Genomic DNA, 15,861 nt, shown 5'->3' with positions numbered 1-15,861 from the left:
ATGCTGCGGAAGGTCCTGATCACAGGTGGTGCCGGTTACGTGGGAAGTGTGTTGACGCCGCAGCTTCTGGCCGCCGGCTATCGCGTCACCGTCTACGACATCCTGTATTACGGCCGTGGCACGCTGCCGGAACATCCGAACCTGACCCTGGTCGAGGGAGATATCCGGGACACCGACCGCTTGGCCGAAGCCATGGCGGGGCAGGACGCAGTTCTGCATCTGGCCTGCATTTCCAACGACCCCAGCTTCGATCTCGATCCCGAACTCAGCCACTCCATCAACTATGCCTGTTTCGAGCCGATTGTCATGGCGGCCAAGCGCGCCGGCGTGCAACGGTTCGTTTACTGCTCGTCAAGTTCGGTGTACGGGGTGAGCGATCAGCCCGACGTGACCGAGGAGCATCCGCTGGTGCCCCTGACCGACTACAACCGTTACAAGGGGCTGTGCGAACCGCTGCTGTTCAAGCACCAAGCCGACGGCTTCACCTGCGTCACCATCCGGCCGGCGACCATCTGCGGCTACAGCCCACGCACCCGCCTGGATCTGTCGGTCAACATCCTGACCAACCTTGCCGTGAACAAGGGGCGGATTTCCGTGTTTGGCGGGGAGCAGATGCGCCCCAATCTGCACATCAACGACATGGCGGACGCCTATCAGCTTCTGCTGGAGGTCGAGTCCGAAAAGATCGCCGGCCAGATCTTCAACTGCGGCTACCAGAATCTGAAGATCAAGGACATCGCCCAAGTCGTGAAATCCGTCGTTGAGTCCGAGTTTCCGGACCGTCCCGCAGTCGAGGTCGAAACGACGACCAGCAACGATCCACGCTCCTACCACATCAATTCCGGCAAGATCACACGGATGCTGGGGTTCCAGCCAAAGCGGAGCGTCGAGACCGCCGTGCGCGATCTTTGCGCCGCCTTCAAGGCGGGGAAACTGCCGGACAGCCTGGATAGCGACGCCTACTTCAACATCAAGACGATGAAGACGCGGTGCGTTCAATGACTGGTTCTTCCGTCGCCGTCGTCACCGGTGGAGCGGGCTTCATCGGCAGCCATATGGTCGATCTTCTGCGCGCCTGCGGCTATGCGGTGCGTGTGATCGACAACCTATCGGGCGGGCGGGAACAGAATCTGGCTCATTTGCGCAACGATCCGGACGTGGTGATTGACCGTCGCGACATCCGTTCGCTGGAGCCTGGCGACGCCCTGTTCCAGGGGGCCGATCTGGTTTTCCATTTTGCAGGCATCGGCGACATCGTCCCTTCCATCGACCGCCCGCTCGATTACATGGACGTCAACGTCATGGGAACCGTGCGGGTTCTGGAAGCGGCGAGAGCCGCCGGGGTGCGCAAGCTGGTCTATGCCGCCTCCTCGTCCTGCTACGGCCTTGCCGCCACGCCCACGGTCGAGGAACACCCCATCGCCCCCCAATACCCCTACGCTCTCAGCAAACACCAGGGCGAGCAGGCGGTCCTGCATTGGCATCAGGTCTACGGCCTGCCGGTCAACGTGATCCGCATCTTCAACGCTTACGGGCCACGCACGCGCACGTCCGGGGCCTATGGAGCGGTGTTCGGGGTCTTTCTGCGCCAGAAGCTGGCGGGAGTTCCGTTCACTGTGGTCGGCGACGGCAGCCAGTCCCGGGATTTCGTCTATGTCACCGACGTTGCTCGGGCTTTCCTGGCCGCAGCGAAAACACCGCGTGTCGGACGTGTGTACAACATCGGCGCCAGCCGGCCCCAGACGATCCTGCGCTTGGTCGAACTGCTGGAAGGGGCTGTGGTGCACATCCCCAAGCGGCCGGGCGAGCCGGACTGCACCTGGGCCGACATCGGCCGTATCCGGGCGGAGTTGGGGTGGGAACCGGAGGTGCCGTTCGAACAAGGGGTGCGGACCATGCTGGAACGGATTGAGGATTGGCGCGAGGCCCCGTTGTGGGATCCGCAGTCGATCGCCGAGAGCACCCGCACATGGTTCGCCATGCTGTCCCAGCCGACCGTGGAGGCGTGATTCATGATCGAGACAGCGGTAAAGCACAAGATCGTCACCGTCGAGCAGTTGTGCGCCATCATCGGGCCGCATCCGCGTGAAAAGAAAGTGATCATGTGCCACGGCACGTTTGACGTGGTGCATCCCGGCCATGTCCGGCATCTCTTCTACGCCCGCGACAAAGCCGACATCCTGGTCGCCAGCCTGACCTGCGACGCGCACATTCACAAAGCCAATTTCCGGCCCTACGTGCCGGAAAACCTGCGCGCCTTGAACTTGGCCGCGCTGGAGGTCGTCGATTACGTCATCATCGATTCCGACCCCACGCCCCTGCGCAATCTGGGGATCATACAGCCCGACTTCTTTGCGAAGGGCTATGAGTACGTGGATGGTGGGCTTCACCCGCGGACCCGGGAAGAACAAAAGGTCCTGGAAAGCTATGGCGGGGAGTTCATCTTCACCCCAGGGGACATCGTCTACTCCTCCTCCGCTTTGATCGAGATGGCGCCCCCTTCCATTGGGGTGGAAAAGCTGGTCACCGTGATGGCGGCGGAAAACGTCACCTTCGGCGATTTGCGCAAGACTCTGGCTGGTTTCGCCAAAACCAGGGTGCATGTGGTTGGCGACACCATCGTCGACAGCCACACCCACTGCACGCTGATTGGCGGCAACACAAAGACGCCGACCTTCAGTGTTCGTCATGAACAGCGCGTCGACTACACCGGCGGCGCCGCCGTCGTCGCCAAGCATCTCAAGGCCGCCGGCGCCCAGGTCGTGTTCTCCACCGTTCTCGGCGAGGATCCGCTGAAGGACACGGTGCTGAAGGATCTGACCAGCGCCGGGGTGGAATGTCGGCCCGTGTTCGATGCGACCCGGCCAACCACGAACAAGAATGCCTTCATTGCCAATGGGTATCGGCTTCTGAAGGTCGATACGGTGGACAACCGGGCCATCTCGGAGAAGATCCTCGGCCGCCTCCTGGCGTCGATGGCCGAGGTTCCGGTGGACGCCGTGGTCTTCAGCGATTTCCGCCACGGCATCTTCAACCGTCAGACCACTCCCGCCCTGATCGCCGGCATTCCCGAAGGGGTTTACCGGGTGGCTGATAGCCAAGTCGCCAGCCGTTGGGGCAACATCCTGGATTTCAAGGGGTTCGATTTGATCACCCCGAACGAGCGCGAGGCCCGCTTCGCGCTTGGTGACCAGGACCTGACGGTGCGCCTGCTGGCTTACGAGCTGTTCCGCAAGGCCGAATGCCGGACCCTGATCCTGAAGTTGAGCGAACGCGGTTTGATCACCTATCGTCAGCGCCCCGATGTGGACGATGTCCGTTCCTTTTTCACGGTTGACAGCTTCGCTCAACAGGTGGCCGACGCTGTGGGATCGGGCGACGCGTTGCTGGCCTACGCCACGCTGGCCATGATCACCACGCGGAACGAGGTCATCGCCTCGATTCTAGGATCGATCGCCGCTGCGATCGAATGCGAGCATGACGGCAATATCCCGGTTCATCCTGACGCGGTGCTGGAACGGATCGATCAACTGGAGCGGCGGGCGAATTATGCCTGAACGGCAGAGGACAGCACGATGCGGGTGATCGTTGTCGGCATGGGCATACAGGGGCGCAAGCGGCGGGCCATCGCCGCAGGCGATGTGGTGGCCACCGTGGATCCTGACGTCGCCGAGGCGGACTTCCGCCACATCGACGACGTGGAACCCGGTCTCTATGACGCAGCCCTGGTCTGCACCCCCGACGAACCCAAGTTGGACCTGATCGGCGATCTGCTGCGCATCGGCAAGCATGTGCTGGTGGAAAAGCCGTTGTCAATTGGCCGGGGCGAGCGGTTGCAGGCGCTGAACGCCTTGGCGCGGGAGCGGGGGCTTGTCTGCTACACCGCCTACAACCATAGATTTGAACCTCATTTCGTGCGCATGCGCGACTGCATCGCCTCAGGTCGGCTTGGCCGACTGTACACGCTGCGCCTGTTCTACGGGAACGGCACCGCGCGCGATGTCCGCAATTCCCCGTGGCGGGACCGTGGGGCGGGTGTGCTGCCTGATCTCGCCTCGCATCTCCTGGACACGCTGCGTTTCTGGCTGGGCGACCTTGACGACGGTTTCGTCGTTCGCGCCGCCCATCGCTTTGAGAATAAGGCCTTCGATCATGTCGTCGTGGACCGGCCGGGCACGCCTCACATCCAACTCGAAATGTCACTCTTGAGCTGGCGCAACCACTTCACCGCGGAACTGGTCGGGGAGCACGGCGCCGCCACCATCGAATCGCTGTGCAAATGGGGGCCGAGCACCTTCACCCTGCGCGAGCGCATGCTGCCCAGCGGTCGGCCGCCGGAGGAGGCGGTCACCCTGATCCAGCCCGATCCCACATGGGCATTGGAATACAACCATTTCCTTTCCCTGTGCCACGCCCGTCAGGCCGATGGGCTGGAGCGGGACATCTGGCTTGACCGTGTCATTGGACGACTGTGCCGGGACGCCTTGACGAGTGCATCCGCATGACCCTCCGTATCGCCTTCGCGGGCATGACCCATCTTGGGCTGATCTCTGGCTTGGCCGCTGCCGCCAAGGGATTTTCGGTCGTCTGCTTCGACCCCGGCCAGGAGCGCATCGCCGCCCTGAACGTCGGCCAGTTGCCGGTGTCCGAACCGGGGCTTGAGGCGTTGCGGTCCGAAGTCGCGGGCCGCGTCCGGTTTGCAGCCGATCCGGACGCCTTGCGTGATTGCCAGTTGGTTTACGTCGCTCCGGATGTGCCCACCGACGCCGGCGGTGGCAGCGATTTACGGGGGCTGGAGGAACTGCTTGATCTGGTGGCCGCGCATGTCGAGCCGGGGACGCCGGTCGTTCTGCTCAGCCAAGTGCCGCCTGGTTTCACCCGTGCCCACCAGCGGCCGGAATTTGCGCTGCTGTACCAGGTCGAAACCCTTGTGTTCGGCCGTGCCGTGGAGCGCGCCCTTGCCCCGGAGCGGATCATCCTGGGGCTTCCGGATGGCGGGCAGCCGCTTCCGCCGGCCTTGGCCGCCTTCCTGGACCGCTTCGACTGCCCGCAACTGCCGATGGCCTTCGAGAGCGCTGAACTGGCCAAGATCGCCATCAACGTCTGTCTCGTCGCCTCGGTGACAGTGGCCAACACGCTGGCGGAGGTGTGTGAATCGATCGGAGCCGACTGGCACGACATTGTTCCGGCCTTGAAGCTGGACCGCCGCATTGGCCCCCATGCTTATCTGATGCCCGGACTGGGCATTGCCGGGGGTAATCTGGAGCGTGACTTGGCCACCGTGCGGGAACTGGCGTCCATCCATGGCGCCGATGCCCGGCTGATCGACGCCTTCATCGGCAACAGTCGACATCGGCGGGACTGGGCCTTGCGCGTTCTTGCCCAAGGGTTGGGCGCGTTGCGGGACGGGTGCAAGGTGGCCGTGCTGGGGCTGGCCTACAAGGAGGACACCGCGTCCACCAAGAACTCCGCCGCACTCGCCCTGATCGGCCATCTGAACGGGCTGGCTCTGTCCGTCTATGATCCCCTCGTCTCCGCTGCGGCTGCCGGGTTGAACGGCGCGGTCGAGGCCACGGGAGCCTTGGAGGCCTGCCAGGGAGCGGAGGCGGTGCTGCTCATGACCCCATGGCCGGCGTTCCGCGAGATCCGCCCCGCTGCGCTAGCCGAGGCCATGGTCGGCCGGCTGGTCGTCGATCCCTATGGGCTGCTCGACCACGAAGACTGCCGCGCGGCAGGTCTGGATCATCGCCGCCTCGGCCGCCCCCTTTCCCCGGAAACTCAATCATGCTGAAGCACAGCCACGCGTCTCCCACCCCACCCGCGCGCACGGTCGTCGTCGGAGCCCGCGGCTTTGTCGGCCGCAGGGTGACCCGGACCCTGGAACAGTGCGGTTGGCCAGTGCTTGCCCTGGGGTCCGACAGTTTGGATCTGCTGGCTGACGACGCGGCGGCCCGGCTTGCCGAACAGTTGCGCCCTGACGACGCCATGGTCTTCGTCAGCGCCCTGACGCCCGACCGGGGGCGGGATATCGCCACCTTCATGAAAAATCTGACGATGGCCGAAGCGGCCTGCCGGGCTCTGGCGGCCCAGCCGATCCGGCATCTGGTCTATATCGGTTCCGACGCAGTCTATCCGGACGCGGAATCACGGATTGTCGAGACGACGCCCTGCCATCCCGGCGGTTTCCACGGCATGATGCATCTGGCGCGCGAACTGATGTTCCAGACCGCCATGGGACCGGCAACGGCGCTTCTGCGCCCCTCCTTGCTCTACGGTGCCGACGACACTCACAACGGTTACGGCCCGAACCGCTTCCGCCGACAGGTGGAAAAGGGGGAGACCATCACGCTGTTCGGCGGGGGCGAGGAATGCCGCGACCATGTGCTGGTCGATGATCTCGCGACCATCGTCCGGCTTTGTCTGGAGCATGGCAGCCAGGGCGTGTTGAATGTGGCTACCGGGCGGTCCCTGTCCTTCCACTACGTGGCGGAACTGGCGATTGCGGCCAGCGGTGGTCAGCCGGTGGAAATCCGTCCCACCCCTCGCAACAACCCGATCATCCACCGCCACTTCGACATCATCAGCGCGATCAAGGCCTTTCCTGGCTTCGCCTGGACCGCGCCGGAAGAGGGCTTCGTCACGGTGTGGCGGGAACTGGAAGGGCGGCGCGCCGCCGGGGGTGAGGTCTAATGGCGGAGATTGATCTGCTGCGTCGCTATCCCCGGGCGCGTCGAAACCTGCATCAGCGCCATGCCGGGCAAACCCCGGAGAATATTCGCGCCGCCCGTGAGTTCGGTTTCGACTATTTCGATGGCCCTCGCGAGTGCGGCTATGGTGGTTACCGCTACGATGGCCGCTGGTTGCCGATCGCCGAGGACATCGTCGCCCATTTCCACCTGCGTCCCGGCGACCGGGTGCTGGACGTGGGCTGCGCCAAGGGGTTCCTGGTCAAGGATCTGATGACCGTCTGCCCCGGCCTGGAAGCGTTCGGCCTGGACGTGTCATCCTACGCGCTCAAGCATTGCGAACCTGGGACGGTGGGTCGCCTGCATCTCGGCAATGCGGTGTCCCTCCCCTTTCCGGACAACAGCTTTTCCGCCGTCCTGGCCATCAACACGCTGCACAATCTGGACCGTGCCGGTTGCATCGCGGCGCTACAGGAGATGGAGCGCGTCGCTCCCGGTCGGGGCTATGTCCAGGTCGACAGTTACCGCGACGCGGTCGAGCGCCAACTTTTCCTTGATTGGGTGCTGACGGCGGAAACCCACTACGACCCCGACGGCTGGAAGGCGTTGTTCGCCGAAGCCGGCTATCGGGGCGACCATTATTGGACGATCATCGAAGCGGAATTGCCATAGGGCTGTCTTTCCTCCCATTCCCGGTTCAAAACGGAAAGCACCGATCATGCAGGAAACCGTAAGCCATCCCGACGCCGTGGCGCTCCCCGTACTGCCGACACCGCAGCCTTCGGCGGGGGTGGAGGCCTATCGGCGCGAGCGGGAACTGGCCCTGGCCCACACCTCCCGGCGCCGTGAGAATTGGGAGCGTTATCTGCGCGGCCGTTTCGGTGGTGAGGACATCGATTACCTGCCGGTCAAGCTCGACATCGAAAATGTCAGCCGCTGCAACTTCCGTTGCCGGATGTGCCAAGTAAGCGACTGGCCTAAGGGACGACGAGCCGCCGACATGTCTCTGGATGACTTCAAACATCTGCTCGACGAACAGTACGGTGTTGTGGAAATAAAGCTTCAGGGCATGGGCGAACCGCTTCTTCAAGGCGATGCGGTGTTCGACATGATCCGACACGCGCGGTCCAGCCACATCTGGGTGCGGACCACGACGAACGCCTCGCTCCTGCATCTCCACGACAATCACCGCAAGCTGATCGACGCCGATCCCAACGAGGTGCAGATTTCGATCGACGGGGCCGACCGAGCCGTGTTCGAGGCGATTCGGCGTGGTTCGGTGTTCGAACGCGTGGTCGCCAATTGCCGCCTGATCAACGCCTATTGCGACGAACGGGGCGTATCCCGCACAAAGATGTGGGTCGTCGTTCAGCGCGACAACCTTCATCAGTTGTCGGACTTCGTCGAATTGGCGGCGGCCATGGGCTTCCACGACTTGACCTTTTCGCTCACCCTGACCGATTGGGGGCAGAAGGAGTGGCGAGAGCGCAATGACGAAATCCTGGTGGACGGCAAGGTTTCGGAAGAAGCGTGCTGGAACCTGGTGGAGCGCGGCAGGGCGCTCGGGGTTGCGGTCTCGTTCTGGCGCGTCACCGAGAAATACGACACGCGCAGGCGCGAAACGCTGTGCCCCTGGCCCTTCGAGCGGTTGTACGTGTCCTCCGACCTGCGTGCCGTACCGTGCTGCACGGTCGGCACCCCGGAGGCCAGCGATCTGGGCGATGCCCGCGAACTCACGGCGGCCTGGACCGGGGAAACCTACCGCCAGTTCCGTCGCGCCCATTTGAACGGAGATCTTCCCGAGATCTGCCACGGCTGCTACCGGAACGGCAGCGAGCCTGCCTGACGCCCGAGAACACGGGCAATCAATCTTGACGGGAAAGAGGATAAGGATGAAGACGGCATTGATCATTGGCGGCGGTTTCGCGGGTTGCGCGGCGGCTCATCAGCTGATTCTGATGGGTGGGTGGGACGTGACGATTGTCGAGGCCGCCCCCTTTCTCGGCGCCGGTGTCCGCACCTTCTTTTACGGCGGCCATCCCTACACCTTTGGTCCGCGCCATTTCCTGACTCAGAACGAGGCCGTCCACACCTACCTCAATGCGATTATTCCGCTGCGCCGGTGCAACGAGCATGAATTCCTCACCTATGTGGAACAGGACGATGCCTTTTACAGCTTTCCAATCCACATGGACGACATCGAACGCATGCCGGATCGCGACATCGTCCATCAGGAGCTGAAGCAAGTAAAAGGCGTATCGAACGCCAAAAATCTTGAAGAGTATTGGATCGGGTCGGTTGGCAAGACGCTTTACGGAAAGCTTGTCGAAAAATACAATCATAAAATGTGGATGATCGACGACAACTCGGCCATCGACACATTCAGTTGGTCTCCCAAGGGGGTTGCCATCAAGGAAGGGCCGCGCGCCGCTTGGGATACGGCGATTTCCGCCTATCCTTATGCCCATGACGGCTACAACGCTTATTTCGACATCGCCACCCAGGGCGCTCGCGTTCTTCTGAACACGACCATCGACCACTACGACATTCCTAATAAAACTGTCAGCATCAAAGGCGATAGGCATCAATTCGACATTATCGTCAACACTATATCCCCGGATCTCCTGTTCGATAAATGCCATGGTGAGCTTGGCTTTATCGGTCGAGATTTGCACAAGATCGTTTTCCCGACCGAGCATGTATTTCCAAACGATGTGTATTTTCTGTATTATGCCAATGATGAAAAGTTTACCCGCCTCGTCGAATACAAGAAATTTACCCATCATACATCGCCGACAACCCTCATCGGCATGGAGATTCCTTCGCTCAACGGTCGGCACTATCCCTTGCCGTACCAGTCGGAAATCGCCAGAGCCCGCTGTTATTTCGAGGAGATGCCGGACGGCGTCTATTCAATCGGCCGGGCTGGCAGCTATCGCTACAGCCTCGACATCGATGATTGCATCGAACAGGCGATGATCATGGCCGATCAGGTCCGTGGCGGCGGGCGCGACTATCCGGTGCCGATGGAGAAGTGGCGCTGATGCTCAACTCCGCAGCCATGCCCACATTTTCCGTCATCATTCCCACGCGCAACCGTGCCCGAACCCTGCGCGAAGCGATCCCAACCGTGTTGGCGCAGACCGATGGCGACCTGGAGGTGATCGTTCAGGACAACGCCAGCCCAGACGATACACGGGCGGTGGTCTTGTCCTTCGACGATCCGCGAATCGTCTACCGGCGTAGCGACCATCCCCTATCCATGCATGACAACTGGGCGGCGGCATTGGAGGCCGCGCGCGGTGAATGGATCATTGTTATCGGTGACGACGACGCGCTGCTCCCCGATGCTTGCGCTCAGGCAAAAAAAATCATCGCGGCGACCGGCGCCCGGCTTTTGACGTGGGTCGCCGCCGTCTACGGCTGGCCTTGCCACGATGCGCCGGAATTCCGCAATATGGTACAGGTTCTTCTCGGAGATGGCTGGGAAGAGATATCCTGCCGACAGGTTCTGGAGGAACTCTACACCCGACGGCGCGGCTGGATCGGCGCGCCGTCAATTTACCATGGTTTCGTCCACCGATCGGTCATCGACACCGCACGCGGTCGTGCGGGCGGACGCTACTTCTTCGATCTCCAGCCGGACATCGGGGCGACGCTGACGAATTTGTTTTGCGCGAAGGAATACGTGAAATCTCTGGAGCCTCTGTCCATCGCCGGGTGGTCACGAGGGAGCAACGGCGGTCGTGGGCAAACACCCGAAGCTATGCGCGCGATGCTGAAGCGTCTTGCCGCAGAGGCCGGGCAGACCATCGAATCCTGGACCGTGCTGTCCGACACCCGTCTGGCCGGCATGGAGACGATGATGCTGGGCACGCTCGCCAATGTCCGTATCACACTCGGCATCTCGGCAGATTCTGACGCGGCCCCCCCGGTTCCGGCGGATGAGCGCAGCGTGCTCCGTTGTGTCATGCGGGATCCGGGTGGAATCAGCGTCCCATTCGATGAGTGGAAACAAGCCATCCTGGAGCATGCCGAGCGCCTGGAGATGGAAATTGATCCGGCGACCCTGGTTCTGCCGCCAGCACCACGGCATCACGCTGGCTTCAGCGCCGATGGAGAGGGGTATTTGCGCCAGATCCGGCTCGACGCCGGGCGGCTCGGCTGCAACTCGCTCGGAGACGCTGTCCAGCGAATCGCCGCGATCCTGCGCAACTATCGCGTCAACCCCGCCGCCGTCCGCTCTTCTCTCTGGCCCGTCGATCCCGTGCTGCGGCGCGGCCAATGCCTTTAAGAAAAACGCCTATGAAGCGGCGGTCGGCTTGCGGTGGCCGGGACTATACCGGAAGCAGCCGGGTGTCTGTTCCCGCTGGAAAGGAAAGACGATGCGCGTCCTTGTCACTGGGTATCTCGGATATGTCGGTCCTGCGGTGGTCGCCGCGTTCCAGAACGCCGGTCACCATGTGATCGGTTTCGACAATGGATACTTCGAGGATTGCGTCGATCCGCTGGAGCCGCAGCCTGTCCCCGACGGGGACATCCGGCGCGATGTGCGTGACGTCGGACCGGGCGACGTGACGGATGTGGACGCCATCGTGCATCTGGCTGGGTTGTCCAACGATCCGTTGGGGGAATTGGCGCCAGCCTTGACGCCAGACATCAACCATGCGGCCACCCTTCGGCTGGCGGCGTTGGCGAAGGCCGCCGGCTGTCCGCGCTTCGTGTTCGCGTCGTCATGCAGCCTTTACGGCGCGGCGGCCGACTGCGCGTCACCGCTGGAGGAAACAGCGCCATTGCGGCCGGTGTCCGCCTATGCCCAGTCCAAAGCGGCTTGCGAACGCGATCTGGGGGCCTTGGCCGATGATCGCTTCTCTCCCGTCTTCCTGCGCTTCGCCACGGCGTTCGGCGCCAGTCCGCGCATGCGATTCGACCTGGTTCTGAACAATCTGGTCGCCTGGGCAAGAACCACCGGCGAAATCCGGGTTCTGTCGGACGGTACGCCGTGGCGTCCTCTTGTTCACATCAAGGACATGGCCCAGGCGATGCTGCGTGCGGCAACCGCGCCGCGTGACATCGTGCATGCCCGACCGTTCAACATCGGGCGGGACGACAACAACCTGACGGTCGCCGACCTTGCCCGGCTGGTTCAGAATCAAGTTCCAGGCACTCACATCGCGATCACCGGGGAAAACGGGAGCGACCCGCGCTCCTACCGGGTCGATTTCAGACGCGCGCATCGGGAGTTGCCAGATTTCCGGCCTGAATGGACCGTGGAGATGGGGTGCGAGGAGGTCGACCGTTGGATCCGGGCGCGGGAACTGACGGCCGACGATTTCCAGTCGCACCGCTTCATTCGGCTGAAGCACCTTCAGTTCCTGCAGGAGCAGGGCCGGGTGGGCGCCGATCTGCGTCTGTGTGCGGCCCCGGCCTTGGCGGGGGCGCCACGATGACCGGGGCTGCAACGCCTTTGCGCTGCCGTGCCTGTGGTGGCGGAGACATCCGGACGATCCTTGACCTGGGCGCGCTGCCGCTCGCCAACCGCCTGCCTCTCACCTCCAAGGAGCCGGAAGAGCGCTTTCCCCTGGTGGTGGCGGTCTGCCGTGACTGCCGACTGGTGCAACTCGACCACGGCATCCCGCCGGAAACCATTTTCGCTGATTATCCTTATTTTTCGTCCTGCTCCACGAGCTGGGTCGAGCATGCCCGGCATTTTGCCCACACAGCCGCGCAGCGTCTCGCTCTTGGCCCGTCAAGCCTTGTGGTCGAGATCGCCAGCAACGACGGTTATCTTCTGCGTCACTTCCAGGCCATAGGGGTGCCGGTTCTCGGCATCGAACCCTCCACGACCGTGGCGGCGGCGGCGCGGGCCATCGGCATCCCGACCGATGGCCGCTATTTCGGCGCGGGCACGGCCCGCAGCCTGCGCGAAGCGGGACCGCCTCCCGATCTGGTGGTGGCGAACAACGTCTTGGCCCATGTGCCCGACCTTGACGATTTCCTGAGCGGTCTGGCCCTGCTTCTGGAGAACTCCGGCGGCGTTCTCAGCTGCGAGTTTCCCCATCTGCTGCGGCTGATCAAGGGTGTCCAGTTTGATACGATCTACCACGAGCATTTCTCCTACTTCTCCTTGCTGTCGCTTGAACGGGCAATGAAACGGCATGGTCTGGTCGTGTTCGATCTGGAGGAATTGCCGACACATGGAGGTTCCCTGCGCCTCTGGGTCCGCCACAGCGCCACAACGGGGACTGAGACGGCCCCTCGGTCGGACGGCTTGGCGCGGATCCACGCGGCGGAGGCCGCCGCCGGTCTTGATCGCGACGAAATATACGACAATTTCGCCGCCACGGTTCGCCGCTGCATCACCGACCTGCGCGGCTTCCTGGATGTCGCTGCAGCCAATGGACAAAGGGTCGCCGCCTATGGGGCCGCCGCCAAAGGCGCAACCTTGCTGGGAGCCTGCGGAGTCACCGCGCGCGACATCGTCTTCGTCGCCGACATCAACCCTCATAAGCAAGGGCGCTCTCTTCCCGGCACCGGCATTCCCATCGTGTCGCCTGATCGGATTTTCGCGGAAAAACCTGATCGTATTCTGATTTTGCCATGGAACCTGCGGGAGGAAATCATGGACCAGTTGTCGGGCATCCGTGCGTGGGGTGGGCGGTTCGTCGTTCCCATCCCCCATGTCGCGGAACTGGTTTAATGCTGGCCTCCACCCCGTTTTCCGGCCTGTTCATTGTCGAAATGCCGATCCATGCGGATGAACGCGGCAGTTTTACCAGACTCTATTGCCGGAAGACCTTCAGGGAATGGGGATTGGAGGCAGCGGACGACCAGTGGAGTCTGTCGCGCAATCCCGTCGCTGGCACGCTGCGAGGTCTTCATTATCAGGCTCCGCCATCGTGGGAAACCAAGCTGGTGCGTTGCACCCACGGCGCCATCTTCGATGTGGTTGTCGATATGCGCCAGGATTCCCCGGCATTTGGAAAGCATTTCCATGTCGAACTGTCGGCACGAAATCAAAGAGCCTTGTATGTTCCCACGGGCTTCGCCCATGGCTTCATGACTCTTGAGGCTGACACCGAGATTCTGTACGGTATTTCACCGGAGTATACAGCATCCAAAGCAAGGGGATTGCGCTGGAACGATCCGGCACTGAGGATCCCCTGGCCAATGGAACCCGCTCTCATCTCGTCACGCGACGCGGCGTTGCCCCTATGGGCGACGGTTCGTAAACCCGCTTCCCTCGATTGACAGAGGACTTCCCTTCGCCGTGTCGAACGCTCCTTTCACCCCTTGGCCTGCTCGCGTTGCGATCGATTTCGCTTCAGGTCGCGTAACCGTGACCACTGCGAACGGCAACCATGATTTGCCCATGAGCAGTCCCGAAGCCTTCGCCGCCGTGACCGCCGCGTATCTGCGCTGTGGCTGGGACGCTAAATACGTCTACAGTTTCACATGGATGGGCCGCCCGATCATCCAACTCCCCGATGATCTCCTGCGTTTGCAGGAACTGATCTATCGGGTCAAACCGGATGTTATCGTAGAAACCGGGGTAGCGCATGGTGGGTCCCTGGTCTTTCATGCCAGCCTATGCCGGGCCATGGGCCGAGGCCATGTTGTTGGCGTTGATATAGAGATCCGACCGCACAATCGTCAGGCAATCGAATCCCATGAACTGTCCGACTTGATCACCCTGATCGAAGGCGACTCTTCCGCCCCAGACACTGTTGACCGCGTGCGCGCCACGATCATGCCGGGTGAACGGGTTTTGGTGATCCTCGACAGCAATCATCACCAGGACCATGTGCTGGCCGAGTTGGAAGCTTACGCGCCCCTGGTATCGGTCGATTCCTGGATTGTGGCAATGGATGGCATCATGCGCCATCTGCCGGGCGCACCACGTTCTCAGCCGGATTGGGCAGAGAATAACCCAGCCGCTGCCGCCGCCTTGTTTGCCGCGACCCATCCTGATTTCGAACTGGCAGACCCGCCACTCCTCTTCAACGAAGGCATTACGACCACCTGGGCCAGATACAATCCAGACGGTTTCCTGCGGAGGCTCCGCTGATCTTCCCCCCACACCCCATGATCCTCTACGATCCGTCGGGCTGGTGGCAGGCTGTGCCCTGGGCCTGTTCGGCGCGGCCGACGACGATGGTCTGCTGGAACTCGTGGCAATAGGGGGTAGACTGAACCGCACCGGGATTGTCGGCAGCGATAGTTCGTGAGTCATGCCGCTATGGGCATGGTCTCCCTGTCAGCATAATACCGTCGCTCGGCTTCGGCGGGCGGAATATTTCCGATGGGTTCGAGCGGGCGTCTGTTGTTGAACCAGTCGACCCATTCGAGGGTGGCGTATTCGACGGCCTCGAAGGATTTCCAAGGTTCTCGCCTGTGGATGACCTCGGCCTTTTAGAGACCGTTGATGGTTTCAGCCAAGGCGTTGTCATAGGAATCGCCAACGCTGTCAACGGAGGGTTCGATGCCAGCCAGAAGCAAACGCCCGGTGTACTTGATGGACACATATTGACTGCCCCTGTCGGGCTGGTTCACCACTCCGGATTTGCCGACCGGTCGGCGCTGATGCAGTGCCTGTTCGAGAGCATCCAGGACAAAATCGGCATTGGTCGTTCGGGAAACCCGCCAGCCAACGATCCGCCGCGCGAAGGCGTCGATGATGAAGGCCACAGAGACAAAGCCGTTCCAGGTGGGGACGTAGGTGAAATTCGACAGCCACGAGAGTGTCCGGAATTCAGCCGCCCGACCGTGCAACGGGCGACCTTCCGGCCCTCGCGTTGCAATTGCCGCCACACTTTACGGACCCCATAAACCTGGAAATTCTCGTCAAACACCCGCCGGATGTCCGCCTTCAACCCGGCATCGCGAGGGGTCCGTTCCGGCAACTTGGTCGGATCGGCCTGACGAGTGGCATGCCGACGCACAGTGGATGGGGCGATCGGCAGAACCTCGGCAAGATCGGCTCGACCCCATAGTCCTGGCGGTGGGTCTCGATGAAACCCAGCATCATTCGGTCGGCGGTCGAGCTCCGCCATCGCGAAATAGGCTGACGCCTTGCGCAGAATCTCGTTCGCCTGCCGCAGTTCCCGGATCTCTGCGCTTTCAGCTTTTCCTGCACATCCGTCGGAATCCCCCTCGTCTTCAAGCGATTGCCCTG

14 protein-coding genes, 1 pseudogene and 1 other annotated feature are annotated in these 15,861 nt (G+C 62.2%); of the genes and pseudogenes, 14 read left to right on the top strand and 1 reads right to left on the bottom strand.

Going from position 1 to position 15,861, the window contains the following annotated elements; translation table 11 throughout:
* The 14 genes from D3877_RS28730 (at position 1) to D3877_RS28665 (ending at position 14,754) form a co-directional block, all read left to right on the top strand.
* Positions 1-1,002, top strand: a complete 1,002-nt coding sequence (locus tag D3877_RS28730) for an NAD-dependent epimerase/dehydratase family protein (protein ID WP_238475152.1) — start codon at positions 1-3, stop codon at positions 1,000-1,002.
* A complete protein-coding gene (locus D3877_RS28725; RefSeq protein ID WP_119834223.1) occupies positions 999-2,009 on the top strand; it encodes an NAD-dependent epimerase/dehydratase family protein in 1,011 nt (336 codons plus the stop codon). The genes D3877_RS28730 and D3877_RS28725 overlap by 4 nt, the downstream gene beginning before the upstream one ends.
* Before the next feature lie 3 nt (positions 2,010-2,012).
* Positions 2,013-3,557, top strand: coding sequence for a PfkB family carbohydrate kinase (locus D3877_RS28720; protein ID WP_119834222.1), 1,545 nt, complete (start codon positions 2,013-2,015; stop codon positions 3,555-3,557).
* A gap of 18 nt (positions 3,558-3,575) precedes the next feature.
* Entirely contained in the window at positions 3,576-4,505 is a 930-nt protein-coding gene (locus D3877_RS28715) for a Gfo/Idh/MocA family protein (RefSeq protein WP_119834221.1), read from the top strand.
* Positions 4,502-5,791: a nucleotide sugar dehydrogenase gene (locus tag D3877_RS28710; RefSeq protein WP_119834220.1), complete on the top strand. Its 1,290-nt coding sequence runs from the start codon at positions 4,502-4,504 to the stop codon at positions 5,789-5,791. Before D3877_RS28715 ends, D3877_RS28710 begins: the two co-directional genes overlap by 4 nt.
* Positions 5,785-6,690 carry an NAD-dependent epimerase/dehydratase family protein gene (locus D3877_RS28705; protein WP_119834219.1) on the top strand — a complete coding sequence of 302 codons (906 nt, stop codon included), beginning with the start codon at positions 5,785-5,787 and terminating at the stop codon, positions 6,688-6,690. Before D3877_RS28710 ends, D3877_RS28705 begins: the two co-directional genes overlap by 7 nt.
* Positions 6,690-7,358 carry a class I SAM-dependent methyltransferase gene (locus D3877_RS28700; protein WP_119834218.1) on the top strand — a complete coding sequence of 223 codons (669 nt, stop codon included), beginning with the start codon at positions 6,690-6,692 and terminating at the stop codon, positions 7,356-7,358. Before D3877_RS28705 ends, D3877_RS28700 begins: the two co-directional genes overlap by 1 nt.
* Positions 7,359-7,404: 46 nt before the next feature.
* A complete protein-coding gene (locus tag D3877_RS28695) occupies positions 7,405-8,532 on the top strand; it encodes a radical SAM protein (protein WP_119834217.1) in 1,128 nt (375 codons plus the stop codon).
* Between the two features lie 46 nt (positions 8,533-8,578).
* Positions 8,579-9,730 carry a UDP-galactopyranose mutase gene (locus D3877_RS28690; RefSeq protein WP_119834216.1) on the top strand — a complete coding sequence of 384 codons (1,152 nt, stop codon included), beginning with the start codon at positions 8,579-8,581 and terminating at the stop codon, positions 9,728-9,730.
* Positions 9,730-10,980 (top strand): glycosyltransferase family 2 protein, encoded by a 1,251-nt coding sequence (locus D3877_RS28685; protein ID WP_119834215.1) that lies wholly within the window; start codon positions 9,730-9,732, stop codon positions 10,978-10,980. The genes D3877_RS28690 and D3877_RS28685 overlap by 1 nt, the downstream gene beginning before the upstream one ends.
* Positions 10,981-11,071: 91 nt before the next feature.
* Positions 11,072-12,136 carry an NAD-dependent epimerase/dehydratase family protein gene (locus D3877_RS28680; RefSeq protein ID WP_119834214.1) on the top strand — a complete coding sequence of 355 codons (1,065 nt, stop codon included), beginning with the start codon at positions 11,072-11,074 and terminating at the stop codon, positions 12,134-12,136.
* Positions 12,100-13,386 carry a class I SAM-dependent methyltransferase gene (locus D3877_RS28675; RefSeq protein ID WP_238475151.1) on the top strand — a complete coding sequence of 429 codons (1,287 nt, stop codon included), beginning with the start codon at positions 12,100-12,102 and terminating at the stop codon, positions 13,384-13,386. The genes D3877_RS28680 and D3877_RS28675 overlap by 37 nt, the downstream gene beginning before the upstream one ends.
* On the top strand, positions 13,386-13,937 hold the full coding sequence (rfbC, locus tag D3877_RS28670) for a dTDP-4-dehydrorhamnose 3,5-epimerase (protein WP_119834213.1): 552 nt from the start codon (positions 13,386-13,388) through the stop codon (positions 13,935-13,937). The genes D3877_RS28675 and rfbC overlap by 1 nt, the downstream gene beginning before the upstream one ends.
* A gap of 121 nt (positions 13,938-14,058) precedes the next feature.
* A complete protein-coding gene (locus D3877_RS28665; protein ID WP_119834212.1) occupies positions 14,059-14,754 on the top strand; it encodes a cephalosporin hydroxylase family protein in 696 nt (231 codons plus the stop codon).
* Between the two features lie 161 nt (positions 14,755-14,915).
* On the opposite strand, the pseudogene D3877_RS28660 reads toward D3877_RS28665, so the two are convergent.
* Positions 14,916-15,814, bottom strand: a pseudogene (locus D3877_RS28660) (IS3 family transposase); the annotation flags it as partial.
* Positions 15,635-15,752 (bottom strand) — a sequence feature (AL1L pseudoknot). (Overlaps the previous pseudogene by 118 nt.)
* Positions 15,815-15,861: the final 47 nt, after the last annotated feature.

Source organism: Azospirillum cavernae (assembly GCF_003590795.1).
Lineage (GTDB): Bacteria > Pseudomonadota > Alphaproteobacteria > Azospirillales > Azospirillaceae > Azospirillum > Azospirillum cavernae.
Note: the sequence above shows the minus strand (reverse complement) of the source record. Positions and strands in the feature narration are given on the sequence as shown.

What these genes read in the sequence shown, in the direction of transcription:
- D3877_RS28730 (WP_238475152.1), top strand. Translation starts at nt 1, where the DNA reads ATGCTGCGGAAGGTCCTGATCACAGGTGGTGCCGGTTACGTGGGAAGT.
- D3877_RS28725 (WP_119834223.1), top strand. Translation starts at nt 999, where the DNA reads ATGACTGGTTCTTCCGTCGCCGTCGTCACCGGTGGAGCGGGCTTCATC.
- D3877_RS28720 (WP_119834222.1), top strand. Translation starts at nt 2,013, where the DNA reads ATGATCGAGACAGCGGTAAAGCACAAGATCGTCACCGTCGAGCAGTTG.
- D3877_RS28715 (WP_119834221.1), top strand. Translation starts at nt 3,576, where the DNA reads ATGCGGGTGATCGTTGTCGGCATGGGCATACAGGGGCGCAAGCGGCGG.
- D3877_RS28710 (WP_119834220.1), top strand. Translation starts at nt 4,502, where the DNA reads ATGACCCTCCGTATCGCCTTCGCGGGCATGACCCATCTTGGGCTGATC.
- D3877_RS28705 (WP_119834219.1), top strand. Translation starts at nt 5,785, where the DNA reads ATGCTGAAGCACAGCCACGCGTCTCCCACCCCACCCGCGCGCACGGTC.
- D3877_RS28700 (WP_119834218.1), top strand. Translation starts at nt 6,690, where the DNA reads ATGGCGGAGATTGATCTGCTGCGTCGCTATCCCCGGGCGCGTCGAAAC.
- D3877_RS28695 (WP_119834217.1), top strand. Translation starts at nt 7,405, where the DNA reads ATGCAGGAAACCGTAAGCCATCCCGACGCCGTGGCGCTCCCCGTACTG.
- D3877_RS28690 (WP_119834216.1), top strand. Translation starts at nt 8,579, where the DNA reads ATGAAGACGGCATTGATCATTGGCGGCGGTTTCGCGGGTTGCGCGGCG.
- D3877_RS28685 (WP_119834215.1), top strand. Translation starts at nt 9,730, where the DNA reads ATGCTCAACTCCGCAGCCATGCCCACATTTTCCGTCATCATTCCCACG.
- D3877_RS28680 (WP_119834214.1), top strand. Translation starts at nt 11,072, where the DNA reads ATGCGCGTCCTTGTCACTGGGTATCTCGGATATGTCGGTCCTGCGGTG.
- rfbC (WP_119834213.1), top strand. Translation starts at nt 13,386, where the DNA reads ATGCTGGCCTCCACCCCGTTTTCCGGCCTGTTCATTGTCGAAATGCCG.
- D3877_RS28665 (WP_119834212.1), top strand. Translation starts at nt 14,059, where the DNA reads ATGAGCAGTCCCGAAGCCTTCGCCGCCGTGACCGCCGCGTATCTGCGC.